The organism is Williamsia sp. 1135, from assembly GCF_002095395.1.
GTDB lineage: Bacteria > Actinomycetota > Actinomycetes > Mycobacteriales > Mycobacteriaceae > Williamsia.
Genome location: NZ_MJEI01000097.1, coordinates 50,357 through 77,021 on the forward strand (window position 1 = coordinate 50,357; position 26,665 = coordinate 77,021).

The window sequence follows — 26,665 nt, forward strand, 5'->3', positions numbered from 1 at the left end:
GCCAGATCTGTCTACAAGGTTTGCTATGTTTGGTCCACTCCCCGCGCTCTGCGGCGGCCGACACCAGGTGAGGATGGCCAGTGACCGACACCGCCGATACGGCATCCGTGCAGGGTCGGTTGCTCGATGCCGCAGAACAATGCCTTGGCGCGAAGGGAATTCGGGCCACCACCGTCCTCGAGGTGGCCGAGGCCGCCGGGGTGTCGCGCGCATGGCTGTACCGGCACTTTCCGGACAAGGCAACCCTGCTCGGCGCGGCGATCGTCCGGCTGAACGAGGCCTTCTGGGCCGGATCGCATGCCGCGCTCGCCGAGATCGACACCCTGGACGCCCAGCTCGCCGCCGGGGTCGCCATCGGTCGCACCGCCTACGACGAGCCCGGCGCACTCCTGATGAAGCTCCGTACCACCGAACCGGACGAGTTCGCTGCCTGCGCCGGGGCAGGCGTCCAAGGCCTGGTCCCAGATCTCGCAGCATTCTGGCGTCCGTACGTGATCGAAGCCCGGGCGCGCGGCGAGATCCATCCGGACGTCGACACCGCCGAGGCGTCGGAATGGGTGGCTCGCGTGCTCATCAGCCTCGCAACGGTTCCCGGCGACACCCTGGACCCAGATGATCAAACGGCAGTACTCCGCCACATCAGACGCTACGTTCTACCCGGGCTGCAATCCGCACCTGGACAATAGTTTTCGAACCGCCCCACTTTCGGCGGCCGGCGAGAGGTGAGTAATGACCGGATCTGTTTTGGTGGTCATCGGTGTCGGCGGTATGGGAGAGGCGATCGCGCGCCGTCTTGGTTCCGGCAGGCCGACGCTCATCGCCGACCACGATGCCGAGCGGGTCGAGGGCCTGCGAGAGCAGCTGCGACACAGCGGCTACGACGTTCACGCCCAACGAGTTGATGTCGTCTGCCGGGACTCGCTGAGCGCCCTGGCCGCAACGGCGGCCGAGCTCGGTGACATCACGTCCGTCGTGCACACTGCAGGCGTCTCCCCCGCTCAGGCTCCGGCACGCCAGATCGTCGAGGTGGACCTCGTGGGCACAGCGCTCTCGCTCGAGGTGTTCGGCTCCGTGATCGCCCCGGGCGGTGCCGGAGTGTACATCGCGAGCGTGGCAGGCCACATCCTCGGAGCGGCGGTCGACGAGGCCTCTGCCGCGTTGCTCAGCGGCGGCACCCCCGACGAATTGGCCGGTGCCGCGATCTTCGACATGCCGGATGTGCCGGACGACCTCGCCAGGGCCCTGACCTACGGGTATTGCAAACGGGGGAATCAGCTCCGGGTACAAGCCGCGGCACATTTGTGGGGCGAACGAGGCGCACGGGTCAACAGCGTGAGCCCAGGGGTGGTGGCCACTGCGATGGGCTGGGAGGAGTTCAACGCCGACTTCGCCCACCAGGCCTACGAAGCGATGATCAACGACTCCCCCGCGGGCCGGTTCGGTACCGCCGAGGACGTCGCCGCCGCCACCGAATTCCTACTGGACAACAGCAAGTCGAGCTTCATCGCCGGTACAGATCTGCTTGTCGACGGTGGAGTCGTCGCGGGCTTGCGCAGTGGCGCACTACAGATGGGCTGACAAGTCGGACGGACCCGATACCGCGCCCGCACACGATCAGTGCAGTGCCTCGTTGGACGCAAGGGCGAGGGACGGCTTCGCCTCGCGATCAGACGAACGGTGACCAAGGCTCGCTGCGACTGCCGCCGCGGCGGGAACTGCGGAACCGGCGCACCACGCAACACATCGATCGGGCCGCACGAGCACCAGGTGCTGATCGTAGGTTTGCGCGGGCACCTCCACGACATCGATGGTGAAACCGTCCTGCAGAGCGGCCGCCGCGAGTTGCTCCGCTTCCGTACGCGCCGACGGTTCGGCGATGACGACCAGCTTGCCTCTGACGAGGTCGAAGGCAGCCAGTGATTCCCCGAGCCGGCGATGAGGGAGCCGGCGACCGGGAACCACGAGACCATCGTCCACACGACCATCGGTGCGTGGGCAGACAACGGGTGACCCGCTGAAGGTGTCATAGACGGTGCGGAGCATCCGGTCGATACGCGGGCCCTGCGCGTCGACCACCCATTCTCTGAGCATCGCCCTGTCGAGGTCACGGGCGGAGCCACGTTCGCCGAGTACCCGGTGGATGCGAGCGCGGATCACGTTGTCTCCCGTCTGTACGGCCAGTGCGTACGCCCGGGCAAACGGATGTCGTTCCGCCTCATAACTGTCGAGCAGCGCCGGTCCGGCGTCGCCCCGGATTGTTGCCGCGAGCTTCCACGCGATGTTTGCGGCGTCTCCACTGCCCAGATGGAGCCCGAGTCCACCGGGTGGCATCGCGTGAGCAGCATCGCCCACCAGGAATACCGATCCTTCCCGCATCCGTTCGGACCAGCACGCGTTCGCGCGCCACCGCGTCACTCGGCTGTGCGACGTCACCGAAACCGACTTCCCGACAACCGCTTCGATCAAGCCGACAGGGTCTGGGAACAACGACGTCAGATCAGTGCTCGCCTCCTGGATGTGTAATGTCCGCTTCGACCGGGCGTCTCGTTGAAGGAAGTACGCGACCATGTGCTCGTTGATCGCCCAGTACTGGTTGTGCACACCCTGGCCCATCCTCTCGCGCAGGTCGGGTGATTCGAACTCGAGCGTCCACCGTTCGGCGAATCGCGGACTGTCGAGGAGACCGATGCCCACCGCGCTTCGCACCGCGCTGTTGGCGCCGTCACAGGCGGCCAGGTAGCGGCCCCGCAAGCGCACACGATTGCCGTCCGGTCCGACAACTGTGACGCTGACGCCGTGGTCGTCCTGGACCAGGTCACCGTCGAACCGGAACCCGTAAAAGGTGGAGACGGTCGGCTCCTCCCCGATGGTGTCGCGGAGCAATTGCTCCACCATCGCCGAAGGCGCGTTCTGGGGCGGCTCGGCGGTGACGTCGGTGCAGGAGGTCGTGGCGTTCAGCACGGCAACAGCAGGCTCGGCCAGCCACGTCGCGTAGACCGCAGTCCTCGCCCAGCCCGGCGGGATCGGCGCGATCGAGCGCAAACGGTCGGCGAGCCCGAAATGCCGCATCTGCTCCATCATCTGGTGGCTGATGCCACCCGCCCGAACCCCGGGCAGCGGGGCGAGCCCGGAGTCCACAAGAGCAGTGCGGATGCCATGTCTACCCAGGTCCAGCGTCAGCGCCAGCCCCGTCGGCCCGCCGCCGATCACGATGACATCGGTGTCCAAGTCGTTCATGTGAGCAAATCCTTCGGGTAAGACGTCAGCCCGGTCTTTGGAGACGCGGCTGTGCGTGATGTCAGCGACCGAGTCGCGCGTGAGCCTCGGCGACGAGCGAAGGGTCGAACAGCGACTGCTCGGCAGCTATGGATTGTGCTTCGAGGGTCACGAGTGTGCCCTCTATGCGCTCTTCCGACATCGTCAGGACGGGTGTCGAGTCGTCAGGCCGGACCAGCTCCACCTGTGCCGAGGCCTGTGCACTCTGCTGTGCGGGGTCGAGGCCGAGCCCGGCCGCATAGTCGGCGACCACGATGTCCGCGATACCTGCGGGATCATCGACGGCTGCCTCCCAACCGCGGATCTCCGCCATCAGGAAACTGATGATCGCCTCCCGCTTCGAGGGGTCTGCCAGGTCGGCTGTCGGTACCGCATAGGTGAGGTCGAGGCTGTCCATGCCGTTGTCCGAGAAGCGAAGAGCGACAGGGTCGTGGCCTTGCAACTCGAGCGCGACGACCTGGCTTGTGACGAGGCCGAACATGCCATCCACCTGACCGTTGATCAGGGGTGTCGCGTCACCTTGGATGGGCACGATCTCGACGGCGGATGCGTCGATCCCGTTGACCGCCAAGAAATGGCCGACCGTGGTGTTGGAGGTGACCACCCCGATGCGCTTTCCGGCCAGATCGTCGAGAGAGTCGATCGGATCGTCGGCGAGCGAGACTATGGCACTCGGGGAGGACTGGTTGCCGGCGGCGATGATCGTGAGGTCGGCGCCTTCGGAGACGGCGCGAGCGGTTGTCCCCGGGTTACTCATCGCGATGTCCGCTGTTCCCTGCACCAGAAGGGGTTCGACGGCAATCGAGGCGCCGCCGGGGTCATGTTCACATCGACACCCTCGTTGTCGTAGAAGCCGAGGTGGTCTGCGGCATAGCTACCGGCGAACTGCACGCTGGGGGTGAATCGCAACTGAAGATCGATCGACGATGGTCCTTGGTCGGATTCCGCATCCGACTGTGTCGACGTGCCGCATCCGGCGAATGCGAGAGCAAGCACGGCGATGGCACCGGCGAGGGTGGCCCGCCTGAGTTTCGGTCCAGAGATCGGTGTTTCGGGCATGCGGGAGCTGCCTTTCGAGTAGTTGGGGGAATGTGCGATCAGTACTGGGTCGACTACCGGAGTCGACGAGCAACGGCCTTCTCGGCCGCGTTGATGCAGGCGTACAGGGAGACGGAGAACACGGTGAGCACAACAAAACTCGACCACATCGTGGTGTAACGCGATTCCATGGCTGCCTGGATCATGAGATGGCCGATGCCGTCTCCGGTGGCGAGCCACTCCGCGCTCATCGCCCCGATCAAGGCGGCGGGTCCGGTGATCTTGAGACTGGTGAAGATCGCCGGGATCACGTAGTACCGGTGCACCTTCCAGCGCATGGTGAGAGGTGTTGCGTTGTAGGCCTCACCGAGCTGGATGATATCTTTCGGAACGCAGGGCGCGGCCTGCACCACGTTCACGAAGGTGGCGAAGAACGCCAAGATCGCCGCGACGATGACAGCGGTGACGTATCCGTTGGACACCAGGAGGCTGATCAGAGGGATGAGCGCGAGGAGTGGTATCGCACGGAAACCGACAACGATCGGCGTGAGGGCAGCATCGACTCGCCAGAATGACATGACGACCAACGAGAGTGCCAGCGCCACCACGGTTCCCACGGCCAGACCGGCAAATGCCTTGGCAGACGTCGACGCGAGATATCCCAGGATCTCCGTGCGGTTCGCGGCAGAGGCCTCGCTGCCGAACAGATAGGTCCACACATCTGCGGGCGTCTTGGCGAAGTACGAGTTGAGGCCGAATATGCGAATTGCGCCGTACCAGAACCCGACCACCACCACGAAAGCGACGACGGCGGACGCTGCCGCACCCAGTACACCGGCGTGGTCGGAGTTCCGATCGACTCGATATTCCTGGGATTGATCGGTCAACCATGGTGCGGCGACCCGCCGCGCTCGACCGATGAGCGCGAAGAACAGCCCCGACATCAGGGCACACACGATGGAGATCGCCCACACACGTTCGACCGCCAGAGCCTCCTGCGCAGCGATCAGTGCGCCGCCCAGTCCCTGGCCCATGATGAGGAACTCACTCATCAACGCCCCGAGAACCGCTGCGGGCGCGGAGAGCATCAGGCCGGACAGCAACGAGGGAATCGCATAGCGCAGCCGGATCTTGCACAGCTCACTGAGGGCACCGCCTCCGAACGCGCGGTTCATCTCCAGAGACTGGGGGCTCGCCTGCCGCAGTCCGGCGACAAAGCTCATGACCGTCAGGAAGAAGACGAAGATGGCAGCCATGACCACACCGGGTGTATTGCCGGTCGCGACGATCATCAGAATCGGTGCCAGGGCGATGGTGGGCAGACTGTCTGCGATGATCGCGGTCCGGACCACAACACTCTCGATGAGACGTGACAACACCGCGGCCAGTCCCACGGTGATCGCAAGTCCGGCTCCCCATGCGAACCCGGTCGCGGCCGTCGCTGCCGTTTGCGGGAGGTTCGCGACAATGACGTCGCGAGAGTCGATGAAGGAGTTGAGGATTGACAACGGCGAGGGCAGGACACGCCGTTCTTCGAGCCCGGCCAAGGCCACCGCCGTCCAGATCACCAGCAGAATCGCGATCCCTGTAAGCGACCAGCAGACCTGAGGATTCAGCCTCGGCCGGCCACGATCGGTGCGGATCTGCGCAAGAGGGACCGGGCTTTGAAGAGTCTGCGTCATGCTGCGCTCTCGGTGTGGGTCTGCAGCGCGAAGAGCCTGCGCGACAGCGCGTCACACACGTCGTGGAAAGCGCTGGTGAGCATGAGATCAGGGTGCGCGGTCGCGCGAAAGGCACCGGCACGATGTCGACGATGCGGCCGGGCCGCGGGCTCATCACCACCACCTGGTCGCTGAGGAACACGGCTTCGGTGATCGAATGCGTGACCAGCACGGTGGTGGTCTGCGTAGACATCCAGATTCGCTGCAGTTCGATGTTGAGTCGTTGCCGGGTGAATTCGTCGAGGGCCCCGAACGGTTCGTCCAGGAGGAGAAGTTCGGGATCTGCGCTCAGCGCGCGGGCAATGGCGACACGCTGACGCATGCCACCCGAAAGTGCGGCCGGCCGGGACTTCTCGAACCCCTCGAGCCCGACCAGTGCTATCAGGTCGGCAATGGCGCTCTTGGAGAGTGGTCGACGTTGAATCTCCGAAGGAAAGCGGATGTTGTCGACAACGGATCGCCATGGGAGCAGTGCCGGCTCCTGGAACGCGATACCGAGGCGGCCGTGCTTGCGCACACTCCGAGGATGTTCACCGTCGATCGAGACCGATCCTTCGGTCAGGTCTTCCAGGTCGCCGAGAATACGTAGGAGTGTCGACTTGCCACACCCGCTGGGCCCGATCAGGGAACTGAATGACCCGCGTGCCGCGGTGAAACCGACCCGGTCGAGCGCCAGCATCTCTTCCTTGCGATTCCGGTAGATCTTGCTCGCGTCAGTCACCGCGATTCCTGCGCCCGCCGCTGCTTCGTGCCTCAACTGACCTGCCCTCCGAATGCTGCTCGCGGACGCCGGTGTGGCGTCCGTCCTGATCGATCTTCTCCAGCTGCGCGGGACTTTACAACAGCCTGTTGGAAACTGTTACGCGTCGTTCATTCGAGTTCACAGACCTGAAACATGCTCGGCAGGCAGCCCTTCGGGAGTCTGACACTATTGAGACATGGCAACGGCACGAAGAAGCCCGGGCACCCGCAAAATTGGTCGCCCCGCACAAGTCGATCGAGCCGTCATCCTCCGTGCGGCAGGACAACTCGGCTTCGACAGCCTCACCATGACCTCACTGGGCAAGCATCTCGGGGTCAGCCATTCCACCCTGTACGGGCACTTCGCCAGTCGCGACGAGATCGTCCTCGCATCCATCGAAGACATCTTCGGCGGCGTGCAATGGCCCCGGTTCGACGGTGACTGGAGACCGTTTCTGCGTGCGACCATCCTGCAGTTCTGGGATGTCCTGAACGATCATCGCGGTTTGGCGTTCGAACTCGACTCGACGCGCATATCGCTTCCACGCGGATATGCAGAATTCGTGGGGAACCTCCGGGGAGGTCTACTGGACGCCGAGTTCTTGCCCCTGGACGCGATACTGACCGCAGAGATCTGCGCGGAGCAGGCACTTGCGTTCCACAAGTTCACAAGGGACGCACAGGGCCGCTCACTGACCGTCGGCGAATACCGCGCCAATTTGAAGGACAAACCTCTCGATAGCCTGCGGGGCATCGACGACCGCGGCCGACAGGGCATTGCCGAAATGGTCCAGATCGACCCCCGAGAGTGGTTCAGCCTCAAGCTCGACGTGGTCCTGGACGGCATCGAGTCACTCCGGCAGCGCCACAGCGGACCATCGTCCGACACCTGAGGTCGCGTCCGAAGGGATTGCTCGAAGGGATTGCCTGACAGACACGCGGGCGGCACCGAAGTGATCAGACCACCGGACGTCTTCGCTGGACATGTGACGGGTGTTACCCTAGCGTGAACGTACGTCCAGACACATGTCCAGTTGCGAGAGACCATGCCCGACAGAAGCATCGAAACTATCTGTCGAACCCGAAGGGGTCCGGTCCACGCGCTCGACCGAACAAGGAGAATCGCCGTGGGCAAGCTCGACGGGAAAGTCGCATTCATAACCGGCGCGGCGCGCGGTCAAGGCCGCAGTCATGCCATCAGGCTTGCCCAAGAGGGCGCGGACATCATTGCCGTCGACCTCTGCGCCGACATCGCCACCGTGCCGTACCCGCTCGGTACCGCTGAAGAACTCGCCGAGACCGTGAAGCAGGTCGAGGCCTTGGACCGCCGGATCATCGCCACGAAGGCCGACGTCCGCGACCTGGCCGCCATGCGCAGGGCGGTCAAAGAAGGCGAAGCGCAGCTCGGCAAGATCGACATCGTTCTCGCGAACGCCGGCATCTCGGTGTTCGGCGAGGACGGCTCCGACATCGAGACACCCTGGAACGACGTCATCGGCGTCAACCTCACCGGCGTGTACAACACCGTCATGGCCGCCGTCCCCAGTCTCATCAAAGCCGGCGCCGGATCGATCGTGCTCACGAGTTCGTCGCAAGGCCTCAAAGGCACCGGTGGTGTCGGAGCGCCGGGCAACACCGGATATGTCGCCGCCAAACATGCACTCGTCGGGCTCATGCGGACCTGGGCGAACTGGCTGGGACCGCACAACATCCGGGTGAACACGATTCACCCGACCGGCGTGAACACCCCGATGATCCGCAACAAGTTGATGGAAGAGATCTTCGAGGCGTTCCCCGAGGCCATCGAGGCCACGCGCAATCTGATTCCCGTTCCCTGGGTCGAGCCGGAAGACATCTCGAACGCGATCGCCTTCCTCGTCAGCGACGAGGGACGGTACATCACCGGCGTGGCGCTGCCCGTCGATGCGGGATTCGCGGCACGCTGACTCACCCGGCCTGGGCGGGGCCTGCCAACTCGATGGTGCCGAGATCGCGGATGGCGGCACATGATCGGGCGACCATGGCAGCGAACATCTTGTCACCACGTTCGGTTCGTGTGCCGTACGCGCAACCGAACACCGACACGAGCGGACCCTGGATCATCGCGAACCGGTAGTCCTCCCAGCAGTTCTCGAAGGTGTAGTCGTGGGCACCGTGCGACTGCAGGGCACGGTGATAGTCCGCGACCAGGTCCCGTTCGTTCTCACGACGCTCGGCGGGCGAGAGACTCGTGCCGATGAAGTACGCCAGGTCGCGAGCCGGGAGCGCCAGGCTCAACGTCTGCCAGTCGATCGCGGTCACTCCCGGTCCACCGTTCGGCGGGAAGAGCAGATTGTCGAGACGATAGTCGCCATGGACGAGGCCGAACCTCCCGGAGCGCGCGAGCGCCCAGTTCTCCGCCACGTCAACACATTTCCACAAAGTCTCCCGGTCCTCGGCGGCGATCAGATCACCGAGGCCGTCGATGAAGATCTCCGTGGCGGGACCGTACATCTCGGCGAGGAGTTTGGCGTCTTCGGGTCCGTTCACGGCCAGGCCGTCGATCTCGAGTAGCGAGGGGTCGCACCAACGCGGTCCGTGGAGGCCCGCCAGGTTCTGCACCGCGTCCCGGGCCTGCGCCACCGTGCATCCGGCGAGCTGATCACCCTGTTCCGCCGGGCTCATGTCCTGCAGGAGCAGGGTGAAATCCGCTCCGCTATCGGAGATGTCGGCGTAGTAGCACTCCGGGACCCTGATCGCGACGGTGGCCGCGATCTCGCTGTAGAACCTGACCTCTGACCGATACACGCCGGAGAGCATCTCGCGCGTTGCGGGATCGACGGCGGGCAGTTTCGCCAGCATGCGGGCCGGCTCGTTCACCCCGGTGAGGTCCAACCGGAAGCAGGTGCCGATCTGACCTGTTCCGATTTGTTCGACGGTGACGGTCTCCACATCCTTACCCAGGGTGTCAGAGAGCCATTCGGCGGTGAGCTCGGCGACCGAAGAGACCACGGGTGCGGTCATGATGCCGTCCTTCCGGGATTGGCGGGCAGATGGTCCAAGCGACCGGACGGCCGCACAGTACGCCAGGCATCGAGGACCGGCGCGAGTTCCGTCGGGGTGGCGCCGTGCAGGATCACTCCGTCAGCGCCGCAGTCGAATTGGTCGGCGACACGTTTAGCGCACTGCGCCGCCGACCCGGTCGCCGACGCGGCGAGCCAGTGGTCCGGCAGCAGCCCTGCCACCCGGGTGAGATCGTCGACCGTACCGATCGCGTCGAAGGCGCCGGGGAAGTTCTTGACGAACTCGTCGTTTCGGAACCGCTCGAGATCTGCGGTGTCCCAGCCGTTCACCTGCACCAGCACGTGCCCGTACCCCTGCAGGTACGTGGCCATCCGGCCGACCAGCTTTCGCAGTCTCAGCTCTTCGGATATCGAATCCTCGACTGTGGCGAGCACGGACCAGATGCGTACGTCCCCGGGGTCGCGGCCCGACTCCTCCGCGGCCCAGCGAATCGTCTGCACCGACCGCGACAGCGTCTCATCACTGAAAAACGTATGCAGTACAACACCATCGGCGATCCGGCCGGCAAGTTTCAGGGTCTTCTCACCGATCGCGACCATCATGATCGGGATGTCCTCGTCGAACGACGGGTCCTGCATCAGGAACGGGTACTCACCTGCCGGGCCATCGTGCCCGACGACACTGCCGCCGGACCAGAGAGTGCGGTAGATACCGACGGCATCCTCGATCTGCGCCGAGGTGACCCGCGGCAGACCCATCACATCGAAGAGCATGTCGAATCCACGGCCGAGGCCGAGGGCATATCGCCCGCCGGTCAGGCGATGCAGCGTGGTGCCCATCGTCGCGGTGACCAATGGGTGGCGGGTGTTGTGATTGGTTGCTGCCGAGGCGATCCCGATTCGCTCGGTCACCGCCCCGACGGCGCCGGCCAGAACACCCGCATCCTTGGTGTTGAACCGCTCCGACAAGAAAATGGACCCGATGCCCAACTGCTCGGCCAACCGGGCCTCGTCCACCAGGTCGCGAGGGCTGTTCGAATGTCCCGCCAATCCGTAACAACCGAGTTCCGGCAATGGTGAGAGGTCCGCTGTCATGTCGCATCCTTCATCGCGCGTCGACCCCCAACAGTTATCGGCACGCTCGGCGGCATTATGGGCACGGTCGGTGGTTTATCGGCACGGTCGGGGAATCACACCGTCGCCGGACTCAGACCCAATTTGCCCGCGAGTTTCGTCAGGTAGGCACCTGCACGTTCCTCGCTGTCGTCGGGGACGCCGTACAGCACCGTGGTGACTCCGAGTTCACGCCACTGGTCCAGCTTTTCCTGCACGGGCTTGAAGTCGAGGACCACTATCTGAGGTTCACCCTCGCGTCCCGCATCAGCCCAGATCTGCTTGAGCAGCACCACCGATTGCTCGATGTCCTGCTCACCCGGCGTGGTGATCCAGCCGGCCGCACTGCGGGCGATCCACTTGAAGTTCTTCTCGTTGCCCGCGGCGCCGACCAGGACCGGCGGACCTGGCTGCTGCACGGTCTTGGGCCACACCCAACTCGGCCCGAAGTTCACGAACTCGCCTGCGTACTCGGCTTCTTCCTGTGACCACAGCGCGGTCATGGCCTCGATGTATTCGCGGAGCATCGTGCGACGGCGCTTCGGGGGCACGTGATGATCCGACAGTTCGTCGAGGTTCCAGCCGAAGCCGACGCCAAGCGTGACGCGTCCTCCCGAGAGGTGGTCGAGCGTGGCGATGACCTTCGCGAGGGTGATCGGATCCGACTGCACCGGCAATGCGACTGCGGTCCCCAGCCTGATCCGAGACGTCACCGCCGCTGCGCCGCTGAGCGACACCCAGGGATCGAGCGTGCGCATGTAGCGATCGTCGGGCAGCGACGAGTCGCCGGTCTGCGGGTGCGCCGCGTCCCGCTTGGTCGGGATGTGACTGTGCTCGGGTACGAAATAGGCGTCGAATCCGGCCTGCTCGATCAACGGGGCCAGGATCGAGGGCGCCAGTCCGCGATCACTCGTGAATTGGACGATTCCGTAGTCCATCGTGTCTCCTGCTCTTCCAACCGGCCCGATACGGACCGGTGACTGGACACCAGTCTAGGTCGAAGAACAGTAACACGTTCTAGATTGCGCGGATTTTCCTGCCGGTGAACAATTCCGCCTGCGGATCGGCGTCCCGGAAGATGCCGTTGCCCGGGGTCGTCCGGCTCAATGCGTCGACCGCGAGCACGACGGCCGCCGATGTCCAGCAACTCTTCTCGACGGGCCAGCGCTTCCCGTCGGCGAAGACGAGTCCGGTCCAGTACGAGCCGTCCGGGTCGCGCAGATGCTGCATGTCGCCGAGCAACTCGAGGGCATCCGCGGTGTCGCCGAGTGCGTCGAGAGCCAGCACCAACTCGCACGTCTCGGCGCCGGTGACCCACGGCCGGTGGTCGACGCAGCGGATACCGAGGTCGGTCACGACGAAATCGTCCCACCGCTGGGCGATGAGCTCTTGCCCCGCCCGGCCACGGATCGCGCCGCCCAACACCGGGTAGTACCAGTCCATCGAATACTCGGACTTCGGCTCGAACAGGTGTGGACGGCTACGCAGAGCGTCGCCGAGCAAACTCAACGAGAGCCGCCACTGCTCACACGGCTGATCGAGCTCCGCCGCGATCGCGACCGCGCATCCGAGCGCCTGATGAATACTCGAATTACCCGTCACCAGCGCGGAGTGATATATCCCCGGGAACGATCCCGACGCCTGGTCCGGCATCGGATAGGTTGCGCCCCAGTAGATCTGTCCTCCTGGCGCCTGCATGGCAACCACCAGGTCGATGGCCGAACACACCGTCGGCCACATCTTCTCCAGAAACCGCACGTCCGAGGTGATCAGGTAGTGATGCCACACCCCGACCGCGATGTAGGCACAGAAGTTGCTGTCGGTGTTGGGATCGACGATGTCGCCGACCACCATGCGGATCGGCCACGACCCGTCCTCCCGCTGTTCGCGCCGCGACCACTCGTATGCGGCCTCGGCCTCGGCGATCAGACCCGTGGCACTGAGCGCCATTGCGGACTCGATGTGATCCCACGGGTCGGTCTGTCCACCGGGGAACCAGGGCATGGCACCGGAGGGTTCCTGCATCGCCGCGATCGCACGGCCGGTGGCCAGCGTCTCGTCTGCGGTGATCAGATCATCGAGCTCGGGGATCGCCGCCATTGCCTATGCCGGCTTGTGCAGGTAGAGGATGACGCTCTTGCCGATGACCGGGTTGAGCACCTGCTCACCGACCCTGGTCAGCTTGGGTGCGCTCATCATGTCCCAGACCAGCAGCTTGTGGTACGCCTTGACCAGCGGGTTGTCGTTCTTCTCTACGCCTACAGCGCATTTGAGCCACCAGTACGGCGAGTGCAGGGCATGGGCATGGTCGGTGCCGGTCACCTCGAGTCCGGCGCTGCGGAGTTTGTCGGCGAGCTCGGACGCCTTGTAGATGCGGACGTGGCCGCCTTCGTTGGCGTGATATTCGTCGGAGAAGGTCCAGCACACTTTTTCCGGCCAGTAGCGCGGCACGGTCACAGCGGCCACGCCGCCCGGGGCCAGAATGCGTGCCATCTCCGCGATGGCATCGGTGTCCTCGGGGATGTGTTCCAGGATCTCCGACATCAGCACGACGTCGAACTCACCGTCTCCGTAGGGCAAACGCAGCGCGTCGCCCACCTCCGCACGCGCTTTCGCCGATGCCGGCACCTGACCTTCGGCGATCATGGCGTCGAACATCTCCGCGACGTCGGCCATGTCGCTCTCGGACATGTCGAAGGCGATCACGTCCGCACCGCGACGGAACATTTCGAACGAGTGCCTGCCCTGGCCTGCGCCGATGTCGATGACCTTGCTTCCTGCACTTACACCGAGCCGGTCAAAATCAACGGTTAGCAACGCTGCCTCCTCGGGCGAGATCTTCTGACTGTCCGAACTTGGTCGTACCGGCGAACTCATCGATCGCCTCTTGGTAGTTCTGTGCGGTCTTGGCTGCGACGGCTGCCCAGCTGTACCGAGCCTCGACCCGCTCGCGGCCGCCTGCGCCGAGCCGGTCGCGCAGCTCCGCGTTGTCCAGCAGACGTCCGAGTGCCGTCGCGAGCGCACCCGAGTCCATCGGCGGCACCAGGAGCGCCGCCTCTTCCGCTTCGCCGACCACCTCAGGGATCGCCCCCGCCCGAGTCGCGACCAGAGGCGTGCCGCAACTCATCGCCTCGACCGCGGGCAACGAGAAACCTTCGTACAGCGACGGCACGCAGGCGACCTCGGCCGACGCCAGCAGATCCGCGAGTTCGTCGTCATCGAGACCCGAGACGACCCGAACCGAATCCCGGATCGAGAGTTCGTCGATCCGGGTGTCCGACGGGCCGCCGGCCACCAGCTTCGACACCAGCACGAGCTCGACCTGACGCTCGGCGCGCAGCTTGGCCACCGCCTCGAGAAGGTACGAGACGCCCTTGAGCGGTGCATCCGCACTGGCGACGCAGACGATCCGGCCCGGCACCCGCTCCGACGATGGCCGGAACTGATCCGTGTTGACGCCCAGCGGGATGGTGGTCAGGCGGCCCTCGGGAATGCCGAAGGCCTTCCGGATGTCGACTTCGCTGCTCTTCGAGACGGTGAGCAACCGCGGGATCTTCCGGGCGACCTTTCCCTGCATGCGCAGGAAACTGTGCCATCGCCGTGCGGTGATCTTGTGCAGACCTTTCGCGGCCTTCACCGCGAGTTCGCGGTCACGGGTGATCGGGTGGTGGATCGTGGCGACCACCGGCAGGCCGTCGCGTTCGATCTGCAGCAACCCGTAACCGAGGCACTGGTTGTCGTGCACCACGTCGAAGTCGGCGGTGCGCTTCTTGAGCACCTTCGCCGCGCGCAGGCTGAAGGTCAGCGGCTCCGGGAAGCCGGCCGTCCACATCGTCAGCACCTCGAGCGCGTCGATCCAGCTCTTGATCTCCCACGGCCACGGCGTCCGGAAGGGGTTCTCGTCGTTGTAGAGATCCAGGCTCGGGACCTTGGTGAGCGTGACGCCGGCAGCGATGGCCGTCTCGTCGAGATCGGGATACGGCTGACCGGAGAACACCTCGACCTCATGACCGAGTAGAGCCAACTCCCGCGACAGGTGACGAACATAAACGCCCTGTCCACCGCAATGAGGCTTACTTCGGTACGACAGCAGAGCTATGCGCATTGTGACCTTTCGTACGGGCCTTGGGTGGCCGTAACCTTATCCGCCCAGCGATGTCCTCGCTGTCCGGCCGAACTCCCTCACGCCTGCCCGCCGTCGCGGGTCGGCGGTCAGGCCCGCGCAGCGGCTTCCATCGCCTCGATACTGACCAGTTTGACCCGCCGACGGCCCGCCTCTTTGCCCGCGGTTCGTTCGGCCAGATCGATCTTCTTCCAACCGTCGCCCGCGATCCGGCCGGCGCCGCGTTCGGCGATCAGGTCGGGTACCTGCTCGCGCGACTTGGCCGGTTCAGGGAGTTTGCTTTCGGTGAAGTCCGCGATCACGGCCAACGCCGTCTCCTGGCCGCACAATCTGTTCATCCCGATGCCGCCGGTGGCGCCGCGCTTGATCCAGCCCGTCACGTAGACACCCTCGACCCGATCACCGTCCTTCGCATCGAGCACCCGGCCACCCTCGTTGGGAACCACACCCTGCCCACCGTCGAACGGCAGGCCGTCCAGTGGCAGACCTGTGTAACCGATCGCCCGCATCACCAGCCCGGCCGGCAGGTCGAACTCCTCACCCGTCGGCTTGATGGCCACCCGGCCCGACGAGGGCCGCGGGGTGTCGCCGGGATTGTCCGCAGCCTCGTCAGGGGCATCGACGAACTCGTTCCGCACGCACCTGATGGTCTCGATTCCGTCGTCGGACCCCTTGATCGACAACGGCGATACCAGGTACCGGAACACCACCCGCTTGTTGCCCTCGGTCGGTGTGCGCTCGGAGAACTCCGTCGCGATACGCACCTTGGTCGCGATGGTGGAGTCGAGCGTGCCGGAGTCCTTGGCTCTCTGGTTGGCGGCGTCGAGGACCAACTCGTCGGGATCGACGATCACATCGACCCCGTCCATGTCGCCCATCGCCAGGAACTCGGAGTTCGTGTACGCGGCCTGCGCGATCCCCCGGCGCCCGAGCAGCACCACCTCTTTGACGTTGCTCGAGCGCAACTTCTCGAGGGCGTGGTCGGCAATATCGGTCTTGCCCAGGTGATCGGGGTCGTCGAGCAGGATCCGCGCGACGTCCAGGGCGACGTTGCCGTTGCCCACGACCACCGCACGCTCGGCGCTCAGATCGAAGTCGCGGTCCGCAAAATCCGGGTGGCCGTTGTACCAGGCCACGAAGTCGGTGGCCGCGATGCTGCCGGGCAGGTCTTCACCCTCGATCCCGAGATGCTTGTCGGTCGAGGCGCCGTGGGCGTAGATGACCGCGCCGTAGTGATCGAGCAACTCGTCGTGATTGATGTGCTTGCCGATCTCGACATTGAGGAAGTATTCGAACGTCCGCTTGGCGGCGGTCGCTGCAAACGTCTTCTCCACACCCTTGGTCGACGGGTGGTCCGGCGCGACGCCGGCCCGGACGAGCCCGTACGGCGTCGGCAGCCGATCGAACATGTCCACCCGGATCGCGGAGTGCTTCACGAGCTCTTCGGCCGCGTAGAAGGCGGCGGGACCGGCGCCCACGATCGCCACGTGCAGTTCTTTGCCTGCGGGCAGCGGCGGCTTCTTGCGCGGCGGCACCAACCCACCCGAGACGTCGTGGTCGGTGTAGTAATCGGCGTTGATCTGCAGGTACCGCTCCTGCCCCTCGTCGAGTGAATCGTCGGGGAAGATGGCCTCCACCGGACACTCGTCGATGCAGGCACCACAGTCGATGCAGGTGTCCGGATCGATGTACAACATCTCCGCGCTGGCAAACTCCGGCTCATCCGGCGTCGGATGAATGCAGTTCACCGGGCAGACACTGATGCAACTGGCATCGTTGCAGCAAGGCTGCGTGATCACGTGCGCCATACGGCCTCTACCTCGAATATCCTCGTCGTCCCGGAATTGGAACGTGTTCCAATTTTTACTCGATTTTTCCCCGGCGGCCAAGGGCTGAGCCGTTCGGGGTTGTCACTTGTCCAGATTGGTGTCCAGATTAGGCCACCATGTGGAAGACGCCGCCAGACCCTCGATCAACCCCAACCGCAGAGACACTCTTCGACGTCAGTCCCACAACGGTAGTGGCAGACCTCACTCTGTGCGAAGGCACCTATGCTGCCACCGGGTGTTGCAGGAGCGTCCGACCCCGATCCGGGGCTTCGAATGAGAGGATCTGCTGATGTCTGACAAGCCGACCACCGACGCCCTGACCCCGATCGATCTGCCCGAACGCCTCGAGCAGGCGCGCTTCTACGAGGCCAACTATCGCGTGCGCACCGGCGACATCGATCAGGAGATGCGGCTACGTCTGGATGGACTGAGCCGTTACCTGCAAGACATCGCGAACGACAACATCGAAGCGACCGAGTTCCACACCAGCGATCCGTACTGGATCGTCCGTCGCACCGTGATCGATGTGATCAGGCCGATTTCCTGGCCCGGCGACGTGACGCTGCAACGCTGGTGCGGTGCGCTCTCGACGCGTTGGACGAACATGCGCGTCCGGGTCACCTCGACCCACCAGACGAACCGGTTCAATCCGGAGCCACGCGAGGACGGCCTCATCGAAACCGAGGCCTTCTGGATCAACGTCAACGACAAGGGCCTCCCGACCCGTCTGAGCGACAGCGCGTTCGACCTTCTCAGCCAGAGCGCGCAGGAGCACCGGCTCAAATGGAAGTCGATGAACACCGCGTCCGCACCCGAGACGACGGATTCCGATCGGAACCACGTCCTGCGCGCGACAGATTTCGATCCGTTCAAACACCTGAACAACGCCGCCTACTGGGCAGCGGTCGAGGATGAGTTGCTCGACCATCCCGATCTCGTCGAGGGGCCGCACCGCGCCGTCATCGAGTATCTGCGTGCCATCGCCCCCGAGTCGACGGTGACCATCAAGCGGGAACGGGTCAGCGATCAGCTGCGGATGTGGCTGATCGTCGAAGACAAGGTCGCCGCGACGGTCACGATCACCAAGCGTCCCCCTGCCTGACCAACTCGCCGACCGTGCCCTTTCATGCGCCGAGCGTGCCCTTCCGTACGCCGACCGTGCCCTTCCGTACGCCGACCGTGCCCTTCCGTACGCCGAGCGTGCCCTTCCGTGCATCGACGGTGCCCTTCTGTACGCCGACCGTGCCCTTCCAAGGCTGACCCCAGCGAACTCGCCCCGCCCGGCAGGCGGCCCGCGTCGTCTGGACAGACGAGGAGCGAGCGAAGCGATGCGAGGAGGAAGGAAGACGACGCGATGGCGGCCGCCTGCCCCCGCGTTGCGAAGCGGAGCGAAAAAACACAGCCGGCGACCCGAACTCGACACTCCTCACAGCAACGGCCCGCTCGACTCCTGAAAGAGCCCGGTCGATGCACGAAAGGGCACGCTCAGCGACGGAAAGAGCCCGCTCGACGACCGGAAAGGCACGCTCGGCGCACGGAAAGGCACGCTCGACGGAACCCGCCTCAGGGCGGTGAGCAAGGCGAACTCGCACCGCCCGGCAGGCGGCCCGCGTCGTCTGGACAGACGAGGAGCGAGCGAAGCGATGCGAGGAGGAAGGAAGACGACGCGATGGCGGCCGCCTGCCCCGCGAGCGAAGCGAGCAGAAACTACTGGCCGCCGCCCAGCAACAGTTCCATGAGCCTTGTGGGGGCAGCACAGGGATCGCCGATCGGCGTCGCCGTCCGCGGCTCGACCCACCAGGTGTAGACGCCGCGATCGGGTGATCGCGCGGTCACGCCACACGAGGCCGGGCGGGCAGGATTGCGCTGGGTGAACGCCGTGACGCTCGCGACCTTGATGTTCTCGGTGGTGTAGCCGAGTTCTTTGGCCGTGCTCTTCTCGACCTCGATGTCGCCCCACTCGAACCAGTTGAAGGTCACGTCGGTGATGGCCGGACCGTTGACCACCCACCGGCAGATCGCCCCGTAGAAGCCCGGCTCGGCGATCGTCCCGCCGACGGTTTTCGCGATCACGGCGGGCTGCAACATCTCGCACTCGTACATCAGACCGTCGTAGCGGTCGGTGTCGACGTTGCCGTCCGACGATCCGTCGCCGCCGCCGATCGAGGTGGCGTCGCCGTCGACCGCGCGGGTGCACCCGGCCAACAGGGTGAGGACGGCCAGCATCGCGAGCACCGCGCCCACTGCTCTGCGGCGCATCATTTCGCTTTCTCGATCGATTGCGTGGCAAGGGTCTTGGCGGTGGCACAGATCTCTGCGACGGACGGTGTCGGTACACCTTCGACGGCGAGGCCGTACGACACCGACCATTCGAAGAAGTCGGCGCCGAAGGCGATACCGATCTCGCAGATGCCCTCGCTCGATCCGATGAAGCCCGCATGGCCGTCGATGGTGACGTCTTCGACGCTGTCGCGGGAGAGCTGGATGGTGGCCCGCTCACGCCCGATGGGGCTGCCGCGGTACCAGTTGAACGACAGCTGCGGTCCCAACTGTTCCTGCGCGGTCACCCACTCGCACACCGATGGGTTGTTGACCGTGTTGGTGAGGCCGGGGATCTTGCTCACCCGGGCGACGTCCTCGACGGTGACTCCCCCGCATTCTCCGAAAAACGGGCCCCCGCCTGCTTTGCCAGGAGCTGACTCCGTGGTCGCGGCCGGCCCTGCATCATCGGAATCGTCGTCGGAGCATCCCGCAAGCGTCAGGACGATGGCCACCAGGACGGCCAGCGATCCGAGCCATTTCTTACCCGCCGAGGTGTTCACACGTTGCAGTGTAGAGAAGGCCGACTGGCACTTTCGGGTGCTTCCGGAAGTGCCAGGTCTCACCGCCCGCGAAGCCGATCGGTGTCCCGCCGCTCGCGTTTGGTCGGCCTGCCGGCTCCGCGGTCGCGGAGCGGCAGGGCGGCCACCACTTCCTTGGGCGGCGGCGGCGGGCTGCGGTCAATCAGGCATTCCGCGGCGACTGCCGGTCCCAATCTCTTGGCCACGACGCGGGCGACTTCGACGATGCGGTCGCGGCCGCCTACCCGGAGGCGGATCTCATCGCCGATGGCCACGTGCTGAGCGGGTTTGGCGGGTGTTCCGTTCACCTTCACGTGGCCGCCGCGGCATGCAGACGCAGCGGCGGAACGGGTCTTCAGGAGCCGGACAGACCAGATCCAGCTGTCGACTCGTGCAGAGGGTTCAGCCATGGACGCGCGAAGCCACTAACGGCGCAACAGGGTCCAGGCAGCACCGCCGCCGACGACCAGGCCGACGAGCAGCGCGAGCCAGAAGTTGGTGACGAGCCACAGGACACCGAACACGACGACAGCAGGCGCCAGCGCGAACGCAACCATTCCGGGATGCGCTGCGACGGTCTGTTTGACTGCATCGGTGCGAGCTCTGTTGATTTCTTTGGCCATGATTCCTCCTGGACCGGTGTGACCGGTTCGGTCACACCGCCAGTCTACGGAGATGTAGCCGGGATGAGGATGTCGATGTCGTCCAATGGGTAGGGAGGCCTGCCCAAACCGGTGATGCGGACGGTTTCCCAGGGCGTGATGTCCGTCAGCCGCGCAGGCACCGGGTCACCGTCTCCGACGGCGACCTCGACCGCGGTCACGCGCCTGTCTTTGAGATCGCGCACCTGGTCTCCGAAAGCGATTCCGGCCCAGTGGAAGTGTCCGTCGAGGGGGTCGAAGTAGCCCTGAACCCGCATGCGGGTGGTGATCGCCTCGTCGTCGTGCTCGATCACGACCGGGCCGTCGTAGACGTCGTCGTCCCGTGTCGCCGCGCTGGTGTAGTCGAAGTCGTCCGCGTCGAATCATTTGAGTTTGCGCGCCAGTTTGCGAGTACCACCGGTGGCGCGGACGTACCCGAGCCAGGATCGTTCGATCGGGTGGCGCACCTGCACCCGACTCGCGCCGGCCAGCGCGACCTCTTCGATGGCTGCCGCCAGGTATCCCGCGACCGCCCGGGGCCACGAGGTGGGCGCGCCCGCGTAGAAGAGGTTGGGGTGCCGATGTGCCGCCACCCCCAGATAGTTCTCGGCCGGCGGAGGATCCGACGTCACCAGTATGCGGACGCCCGCCTCGTCTTCCCAGCGGTCCAGCGTCGTGTCGAAGTGTCCGACAGAGGCGACCGCTGTGACATCGATATCCAGCGCCGACTCACGTAGCCGGGCCCGAACGATGTCGATCACGGGGCCGCCGCCCACCACACCAACGCGTAGGGAACTCATTCCAGGAATCCCGCCCGGCGCCACTGGCCGCGCGCGAACCGGCTCATGAGTCCGTTGTCCTCGAGAAACTTGCCCAGGCTCGAGAACCCCAGCACCTGCATGCGGTGAAAGTTCGGGTTGCTGCGGGCAGCCTTGGTGGCCTCGTGCTTGTCCAGCCCCGCCCTGGCATACATGGCCGGGTTGGTGAACAGGTACTTGAATCGAAGTGCGCTCAGGCCGTGGACATTTGCTGCGATCACCGATTCCCACCGACCGCGAATCGGCCGCCTGCGGACAACGCCGTCCCTGGCGAATCCGATGTGCCGGGCCTCCTCGGTGACATGGATCCGCATCAGTCGCGACACCAGTGGCTGGAGTTCGGGATCGTCGAGCATCTCGCGCTGCAATGCGTCGAAGATCTCCTCCCCGACCAGGGCCGCAACCCACAGCAGCGAACCGCGTAAACCGAAGGGCAAGAGCAACATGATGATTCGTTCGGGCAGCGACATGCCGTAGGGCCGCGCACCACTGCGTTCGATGGCCCGGCCGAACATCACCATGTGCCTGCATTCGTCACCCATCTCGGTGAGCGCGTAGTGACTGCTCGCCGACGCCGGGTCCTCGGTCATGAGTCGTTGCAGCAGAGCCCGGTTGAGGAGGTTCTCGAACCAGATCCCGATCGAGAGGATGTTCGCCATCTCCTGCCGGGAGACCTCGATGCGCTGCTCCTCGGACAGCCCGTTCCACAGATCGGTGCCGTACAGGCTGCACACGCGCGGCGGCAGAAAATACTTGCCCTCTTCGAGAGGCGCGTCCCAATCGAGGTCTACGACGGGCGAATACGATCGTTTGACCGATCCGCCCAGCAACCGGGTTGCGATTGCCTCACGTGCTGGTGCCGACATCTGCTCCCCTTCTGAAAGCTTGTTTCTCCTGACGCTAGGCTCCGGTATCTAATGTGTCAATGATCACTGTTCCATCGGATGGTGACGCACCGCTCGCGCCGTGGAGAGCACAGACGTGCCCGACTCCTGATGTTCAATAGGGGAATGTCCAGCGAGTTCAGACCCGACCCGATCGCCGAAGCCCGGAAGAACTGGGAAGACGCCGGCTGGGGTGACGTGGCCGGAGGCATGCAGGCCGTGACGTCGGTGATGCGGGTGCACCAGATATTGCTCGCCCGGGTCGAGGCCGTCCTCAAGCCGTGGGAGCTGAGCTTCTCCCGCTTCGAGTTGTTGCGACTGCTCGCCTTCAGCCGACGCGGCGCGCTACCGATCACCAAGGCCAGCGACCGCCTGCAGGTCCACGTCACATCGGTGACGCATGCGATCCGCAGGCTGGAGGAGGCCGGCTTGGTGCGCAGGGTCCCGCACCCCACCGACGGGCGGACGACGCTGGTGGAGATCACCGACACCGGCCGCACCACGGTGGACGAGGCGACCATCGCGCTCAACAACGAGGTCTTCGGGGACGTCGGCATGACCGAGTCCCAGTCGAATGCACTGGTGAAGTCGATCAATGCCGTCCGCAAGCACTCCGGCGACATCTGATCGAACAAACTGTCACCACATTCAGCCCCCTGTTGAGCCGCCGAGGGCACTATGCCCTTGGCAGTCCCCATCGGGGCCGAATGTGGTGCGTGCAGAGCGCTAGATCATCGAACGCATCATGCCTTCGGGCTCGCCGCCGAGTTGGGTGAGCGCGGAGGCGTGGAAGATCGAACCCGGGACGTGGATGGCGTGCGCCAGACCGGCATGTGCATCGCGAAAGAACCTCTGCATCGGGAACTTTCGATGCAGCGCTCCCCCGCCGGACCTCGCGAAGATCTCGTCGACGGCACGCACCGCGCGCCAGGCGGCGGCGGTTTGGGTACGTCGGCCGATGGCGCGTTCGTCGAACGAGATCTCTTTGCCCGCTTCGGTTTTGTCGTAGAACCGGTCGACGGTCTCGAGCAACGCCGCCCGCGACGCTGCGATCTCGGCAGCCGATTCACCGATGGCGTAGAGAACGTATGGGTCTTCCTTGATCTTCTGTCCGGTGATCGCGACCCGATCCTTTTGTGCGGCAATGTGACACGCGAGGGCACCCTCGGCGATACCGATCACCGCCGAGGTGATGCCGAGAGGGAACATGCAACTGAACGGCATCAAGTACGTCGACTCGGTGCGGCCCGCATTGCGCGGCGCGCTGCCGTCCATGACGTCCGCCGAATCCAGTGTGCGGTAGTCCGGGATGAACGCGCCGTCGACGATCACGTCTTTGGAACCGGTACCGCGGAGTCCGACGACGTCCCAGGAGTCGTCGACGATCGTGTAGTCGGCCCGGGGCAGGAAGACGTGCAAGATGGTCGGCGGCATGATCGGCTTGCCCTGCTGGTCGCCCAGGATCGCGCCGAGCACGATCCACCGGCAGTGGTCGTGCCCGAGGAGAACTGCCAGCGTCCCTTGAGGATGTACCCGCCGTCCACGGGCTTGGCCACGCCCATCGGTGCATATGGGGAAGCCAGCCAGGTGTCCGGGTCGTCGCCCCAGATCTCGTCCTGCAGTTTCGGGTCTGCGAAAGCCAGCTCCCACGGGTGTACGCCGACGATGCCCGAGACCCAGCCGGCGGCGCCGTCCATCGCAGCGACGCCCATCACGGTCTCGGCGAACTCTCGGGGATGCGCTGCCAGACCGCCGTGCTCGACCGGCTGCAGTAACCGAATGACGCCCGCTTCGCGGAGTCGCTGCGCCGAGGTGTCCGGCAACCGCATCAGTTCGTCGCCTTCGACGCCGGCAGCACGGATTTCTTCCGCGTGCTCTTCGATACGGTCGAGTACCTCGCCCATTGCGGCTCCTTAGAACGGGAAAACTAGAACACGTTCTACCTTACTGGATGACCGTCCATGTCGAGAAGTTTTCGCCCGCATCGAGTGGGCCTGGGCCGCCCGCTACGCATGCCCGTCGAACAGCGACGTCACCGACCCGTTCTCGAAGACTTCCCGGATGGTGCGCGCCAGCAGCGGAGCGATGGACAGCACGGTGAGGGTGTCGAAACGCTTGTGGTCGTCGATCGGCAGCGTGTTCGTGACCACGACCTCTTTGGCACCGCTCTCGGCCAGCCGCGAAGTCGCCGGGTCGGACAGGATGCCGTGGGTCGCGGCGATCACCACATCCCCCGCTCCTGCTTCCTTGAGAACGCGCACCGCACCTGCGATGGTGCCGCCGGTGTCGATCATGTCGTCGATGAGGATGCAGGTCTGCCCGTCAACGTCGCCGACGACGCGGTTCGCTTTCACCTGATTCGGGACCAGCGGGTCCCGGGTCTTGTGGATGAACGCCAGCGGCCTGCCGCCGAACGAGTCGGCCCATTTCTCTGCCGATCGGACCCGGCCCGAGTCGGGCGAGACCACCGTGATGCGCTGCAGGTCGTACTTCTTTCCGATGTACTCGGTCAGGGTGCGGTCCGCGTGCATATGGTCGACAGGACCGTCGAAGAAACCCTGGATCTGATCGGTGTGCAGGTCGACGGTGATGAGCCGGTCCGCACCCGCGGTCTTGAGCAGATCGGCGATCAGCCGGGCCGAGATCGGCTCGCGACCCCGGTGCTTCTTGTCCTGGCGGGCGTAGGGGTAGAACGGCAAGACGGCCGTGATGCGTTTGGCAGAGCCCCGTTTGAGGGCGTCGATCATGATCAGCTGTTCCATCAGCCAGGTGTTCAGCGGCTGCGGGTGGCTTTGCAGCACGAATGCATCAGAGCCGCGCACCGATTCTTCGAAACGGACGAAGATCTCACCGTTCGCGAAATCCCGGGCCGTCTGCGGGGTCACCTCGATATCCAGTTCCGCGGCCACCTGCCGAGCGAGCTCGGGATGTCCCCGGCCCGAGAACAGCATCAGTTTCTTGTCGTTGCCGGCCCGCGTACTCGTGGTTGCCACCGTGTTAGCCGTCCCTGCTGCCGTGGATGTTCGAGCTCTGGAGTGAAGCTTGCGCCGCAAATCATCCTCTTGATGTGCAGACGGTGCGAGGCCGGGTGGTCCACAACGGACCACCCGGCCTCCCATCCGGAAAAATCAGACCTTCGGCTCAGGCATTGTCACCGAAGATCGCCTTGGCCTCCAGGAATTCGTCCAGACCGAACTTGCCGAACTCGCGTCCGTTGCCGGACTGCTTGTATCCGCCGAACGGGGAGTCGAACGCGATCGGGGCACCGTTGATGTGGACGTTGCCGGTCCGCAACCGCCGGGCCACCTTGCGGGCCTTTTCGGGATCGGCCGACGACACGTATCCGGACAGACCGTAGTTCGTGTCGTTCGCGATGCGGACCGCGTCCTCTTCGTCCTCGTACGCGATCAGGACCATGACCGGTCCGAAGATCTCCTCGCGGGCAATGGTCATGTCGTTGGTGACGTCGGCGAACACGGTCGGCTTGACGAAGTACCCCACGTCCACGCCGTCCGGACGCCCGACACCACCGGCGGCGACGGCCGCGCCCTCGTCGATCCCGGTCTGGATCAGGCGCTGGATCTTGTTGAACTGAGCCTCGGAGACGACCGGGCCCACGTGGGTTCCCGAATCCTCCGGCGAGCCGACGACAATCTGCTCCGCGGTCTTCTCGGCGATCTCGGCCGCTTCGTTCATCCGCGCCGCCGGCACCAGGATGCGCGAACCGGCGTTACAGGACTGGCCCGAGTTGACCACCATGGCAGCGACGTCGCGTGCCACTGCATCCGAGAACCCGTCGTCGTCGAGGATGATGTTGGCCGATTTGCCGCCGAGTTCCTGGGCGACCCGCTTGACGGTCGGGGCCGCGTTCTTGGCGACCTCGATGCCTGCACGGGTCGAACCGGTGAACGAGACCATGTCGACCTCGGGGTGCGTCGACAACGCTGCGCCGACGGTCGGGCCGTCGCCGTTGACGAGGTTGAACACGCCTGCGGGCACGCCGGCCTCATGCATGATCTCGGCGAACACGAGCGCATTCAGCGGCGCGATCTCCGACGGCTTGAGCACCATCGTGCAGCCCGACGCGAGCGCGGGGGCCACCTTGGCGGCGATCTGGTTGAGCGGCCAGTTCCAGGGTGTGATGAACGCGCAGACCCCGACGGGCTCGTAAACAACGGTGGTCGAGCCGATGGTCTCTTCGAACTCGAAGTTCTTGAGGGCCTCGAGGGTGTTGAGGAAATGTCCGAGTCCGGCGGGGGCCTGCGCTGCAGACGCCAGGCCGACGGGTGCGCCCATTTCGGAGCTGACTGTTTCGGCCAGGTCGCCGAGGCGGGTCTGGTACACCTCGATCACCCGTTCCAGCAGAGCAATCCGCTCTTCGCGGGTTGTCGCGGCGAAGCTGTCGAAGGCTTTGCGGGCCGCGGTCACCGCGCGGTCGACATCCTTCTCGTCGCCGAGGGCGATGGTCGCGATGCTCGCCTCGGTGGCCGGATTGATGACGTCGAGGGTGGCGGAAGAAACAGGATCCACCCACTCGCCGTCGATGTAGAACTTCTGGGTGTTCGGTGATGCCATTTTTCTCTCCTCGCGAAGCGTTGCGCTTACTCTTGATGTCTACCAGCGACAGCCCGTCCCGTAG

Annotated in this window: 25 protein-coding genes and 3 pseudogenes; 6 read left to right on the forward strand and 22 right to left on the reverse strand. The window is 64.9% G+C overall.

Features of this window, described 5'->3' with window-relative positions; genetic code table 11:
* Positions 1-80 precede the first annotated feature (80 nt).
* Positions 81-686 (forward strand): TetR/AcrR family transcriptional regulator, encoded by a 606-nt coding sequence (locus BFL43_RS16465; RefSeq protein ID WP_084893586.1) that lies wholly within the window; start codon positions 81-83, stop codon positions 684-686.
* A 43-nt stretch (positions 687-729) separates the two neighbouring features.
* Positions 730-1,578: an SDR family oxidoreductase gene (locus BFL43_RS16470; RefSeq protein ID WP_084893587.1), complete on the forward strand. Its 849-nt coding sequence runs from the start codon at positions 730-732 to the stop codon at positions 1,576-1,578.
* Positions 1,579-1,614: 36 nt separating this feature from the next.
* Here BFL43_RS16470 and BFL43_RS16475 read toward each other — a convergent pair whose 3' ends face one another.
* The 5 genes and pseudogenes from BFL43_RS16475 to BFL43_RS29510 all read right to left on the reverse strand — a co-directional run.
* Positions 1,615-3,237: an FAD-dependent monooxygenase gene (locus tag BFL43_RS16475; protein WP_084893588.1), complete on the reverse strand. Its 1,623-nt coding sequence runs from the start codon at positions 3,235-3,237 to the stop codon at positions 1,615-1,617.
* 61 nt (positions 3,238-3,298) lie between these two features.
* The gene (locus tag BFL43_RS16480) at positions 3,299-4,033 is read right to left on the reverse strand and encodes an ABC transporter substrate-binding protein (protein WP_084893589.1); all 735 of its coding nucleotides are present in this window, start codon (positions 4,031-4,033) and stop codon (positions 3,299-3,301) included.
* Positions 4,030-4,335 carry a hypothetical protein gene (locus BFL43_RS16485; RefSeq protein WP_084893590.1) on the reverse strand — a complete coding sequence of 102 codons (306 nt, stop codon included), beginning with the start codon at positions 4,333-4,335 and terminating at the stop codon, positions 4,030-4,032. The genes BFL43_RS16480 and BFL43_RS16485 overlap by 4 nt, the downstream gene beginning before the upstream one ends.
* 53 nt (positions 4,336-4,388) lie before the next feature.
* The gene (locus BFL43_RS16490) at positions 4,389-5,996 is read right to left on the reverse strand and encodes an ABC transporter permease subunit (RefSeq protein ID WP_084893591.1); all 1,608 of its coding nucleotides are present in this window, start codon (positions 5,994-5,996) and stop codon (positions 4,389-4,391) included.
* Positions 5,997-6,345: 349 nt separating this feature from the next.
* A pseudogene (locus BFL43_RS29510) lies at positions 6,346-6,714 on the reverse strand (ATP-binding cassette domain-containing protein); the annotation flags it as partial.
* Between the two features lie 259 nt (positions 6,715-6,973).
* Between BFL43_RS29510 and BFL43_RS16500 the strand changes: the two are divergent.
* Both BFL43_RS16500 and BFL43_RS16505 read left to right on the forward strand, forming a co-directional pair.
* Positions 6,974-7,669, forward strand: a complete 696-nt coding sequence (locus tag BFL43_RS16500) for a TetR/AcrR family transcriptional regulator (RefSeq protein WP_084893592.1) — start codon at positions 6,974-6,976, stop codon at positions 7,667-7,669.
* 234 nt (positions 7,670-7,903) lie between these two features.
* Positions 7,904-8,722 (forward strand): mycofactocin-coupled SDR family oxidoreductase, encoded by an 819-nt coding sequence (locus BFL43_RS16505; protein WP_084893593.1) that lies wholly within the window; start codon positions 7,904-7,906, stop codon positions 8,720-8,722.
* 1 nt (position 8,723) lies between these two features.
* Here the strand turns inward: BFL43_RS16505 and BFL43_RS16510 are convergent, their stop codons facing one another.
* The 7 genes from BFL43_RS16510 to BFL43_RS16540 all read right to left on the reverse strand — a co-directional run bounded on the left by BFL43_RS16510 (position 8,724) and on the right by BFL43_RS16540 (position 16,822).
* On the reverse strand, positions 8,724-9,779 hold the full coding sequence (locus tag BFL43_RS16510; RefSeq protein WP_084893594.1) for a phosphotransferase: 1,056 nt from the start codon (positions 9,777-9,779) through the stop codon (positions 8,724-8,726).
* Positions 9,776-10,873 (reverse strand): TIGR03857 family LLM class F420-dependent oxidoreductase, encoded by a 1,098-nt coding sequence (locus tag BFL43_RS16515; protein WP_084893595.1) that lies wholly within the window; start codon positions 10,871-10,873, stop codon positions 9,776-9,778. The genes BFL43_RS16510 and BFL43_RS16515 overlap by 4 nt, the downstream gene beginning before the upstream one ends.
* 95 nt (positions 10,874-10,968) lie before the next feature.
* Complete coding sequence (locus BFL43_RS16520) at positions 10,969-11,829, reverse strand: LLM class F420-dependent oxidoreductase (protein WP_084893596.1); 861 nt, start codon at positions 11,827-11,829, stop codon at positions 10,969-10,971.
* A gap of 79 nt (positions 11,830-11,908) precedes the next feature.
* Entirely contained in the window at positions 11,909-12,991 is a 1,083-nt protein-coding gene (locus tag BFL43_RS16525) for a prenyltransferase (protein WP_084893597.1), read from the reverse strand.
* 3 nt (positions 12,992-12,994) lie between these two features.
* Positions 12,995-13,708, reverse strand: coding sequence for a class I SAM-dependent methyltransferase (locus BFL43_RS16530; protein ID WP_084893598.1), 714 nt, complete (start codon positions 13,706-13,708; stop codon positions 12,995-12,997).
* Positions 13,695-14,996: a glycosyltransferase family 4 protein gene (locus tag BFL43_RS16535; protein WP_084893599.1), complete on the reverse strand. Its 1,302-nt coding sequence runs from the start codon at positions 14,994-14,996 to the stop codon at positions 13,695-13,697. Before BFL43_RS16535 ends, BFL43_RS16530 begins: the two co-directional genes overlap by 14 nt.
* 107 nt (positions 14,997-15,103) lie before the next feature.
* Positions 15,104-16,822, reverse strand: a complete 1,719-nt coding sequence (locus tag BFL43_RS16540) for an FAD-dependent oxidoreductase (protein WP_084893600.1) — start codon at positions 16,820-16,822, stop codon at positions 15,104-15,106.
* Positions 16,823-17,132: 310 nt separating this feature from the next.
* Here BFL43_RS16540 and BFL43_RS16545 point away from each other — a divergent pair, with 310 nt between their 5' ends.
* Positions 17,133-17,945: an acyl-ACP thioesterase domain-containing protein gene (locus BFL43_RS16545; RefSeq protein WP_084893601.1), complete on the forward strand. Its 813-nt coding sequence runs from the start codon at positions 17,133-17,135 to the stop codon at positions 17,943-17,945.
* 605 nt (positions 17,946-18,550) lie between these two features.
* On the opposite strand, the gene BFL43_RS16550 is transcribed toward BFL43_RS16545, so the two are convergent.
* The 7 genes and pseudogenes from BFL43_RS16550 to BFL43_RS16580 form a co-directional block, all read right to left on the reverse strand.
* Positions 18,551-19,105: a DUF3558 domain-containing protein gene (locus BFL43_RS16550; protein ID WP_084893602.1), complete on the reverse strand. Its 555-nt coding sequence runs from the start codon at positions 19,103-19,105 to the stop codon at positions 18,551-18,553.
* The gene (locus BFL43_RS16555) at positions 19,102-19,665 is read right to left on the reverse strand and encodes a DUF3558 domain-containing protein (protein ID WP_240498308.1); all 564 of its coding nucleotides are present in this window, start codon (positions 19,663-19,665) and stop codon (positions 19,102-19,104) included. Before BFL43_RS16555 ends, BFL43_RS16550 begins: the two co-directional genes overlap by 4 nt.
* Before the next feature lie 59 nt (positions 19,666-19,724).
* Positions 19,725-20,093, reverse strand: a complete 369-nt coding sequence (locus BFL43_RS16560) for an RNA-binding S4 domain-containing protein (RefSeq protein WP_084893603.1) — start codon at positions 20,091-20,093, stop codon at positions 19,725-19,727.
* A 15-nt stretch (positions 20,094-20,108) separates the two neighbouring features.
* The gene (locus BFL43_RS16565) at positions 20,109-20,306 is read right to left on the reverse strand and encodes a hypothetical protein (RefSeq protein ID WP_084893604.1); all 198 of its coding nucleotides are present in this window, start codon (positions 20,304-20,306) and stop codon (positions 20,109-20,111) included.
* A 44-nt stretch (positions 20,307-20,350) separates the two neighbouring features.
* A pseudogene (locus tag BFL43_RS16570) lies at positions 20,351-20,650 on the reverse strand (DUF4873 domain-containing protein); the annotation flags it as partial.
* A gap of 57 nt (positions 20,651-20,707) precedes the next feature.
* The gene (locus BFL43_RS16575; RefSeq protein WP_084893606.1) at positions 20,708-21,124 is read right to left on the reverse strand and encodes a hypothetical protein; all 417 of its coding nucleotides are present in this window, start codon (positions 21,122-21,124) and stop codon (positions 20,708-20,710) included.
* Positions 21,121-22,008 carry a diiron oxygenase gene (locus BFL43_RS16580; RefSeq protein ID WP_084893607.1) on the reverse strand — a complete coding sequence of 296 codons (888 nt, stop codon included), beginning with the start codon at positions 22,006-22,008 and terminating at the stop codon, positions 21,121-21,123. Before BFL43_RS16580 ends, BFL43_RS16575 begins: the two co-directional genes overlap by 4 nt.
* A 144-nt stretch (positions 22,009-22,152) precedes the next feature.
* Here BFL43_RS16580 and BFL43_RS16585 point away from each other — a divergent pair, with 144 nt between their 5' ends.
* The gene (locus tag BFL43_RS16585; protein WP_206186691.1) at positions 22,153-22,653 is read left to right on the forward strand and encodes a MarR family transcriptional regulator; all 501 of its coding nucleotides are present in this window, start codon (positions 22,153-22,155) and stop codon (positions 22,651-22,653) included.
* Between the two features lie 99 nt (positions 22,654-22,752).
* Here the strand turns inward: BFL43_RS16585 and BFL43_RS16590 are convergent.
* The 3 genes and pseudogenes from BFL43_RS16590 to BFL43_RS16600 form a co-directional block, all read right to left on the reverse strand.
* A pseudogene (locus BFL43_RS16590) lies at positions 22,753-23,930 on the reverse strand (acyl-CoA dehydrogenase family protein).
* A gap of 102 nt (positions 23,931-24,032) precedes the next feature.
* Positions 24,033-25,019: a ribose-phosphate diphosphokinase gene (locus tag BFL43_RS16595; protein WP_276206113.1), complete on the reverse strand. Its 987-nt coding sequence runs from the start codon at positions 25,017-25,019 to the stop codon at positions 24,033-24,035.
* Between the two features lie 148 nt (positions 25,020-25,167).
* Positions 25,168-26,601, reverse strand: coding sequence for an aldehyde dehydrogenase family protein (locus tag BFL43_RS16600; protein WP_084893609.1), 1,434 nt, complete (start codon positions 26,599-26,601; stop codon positions 25,168-25,170).
* Between the last annotated feature and the right edge of the window lie 64 nt (positions 26,602-26,665).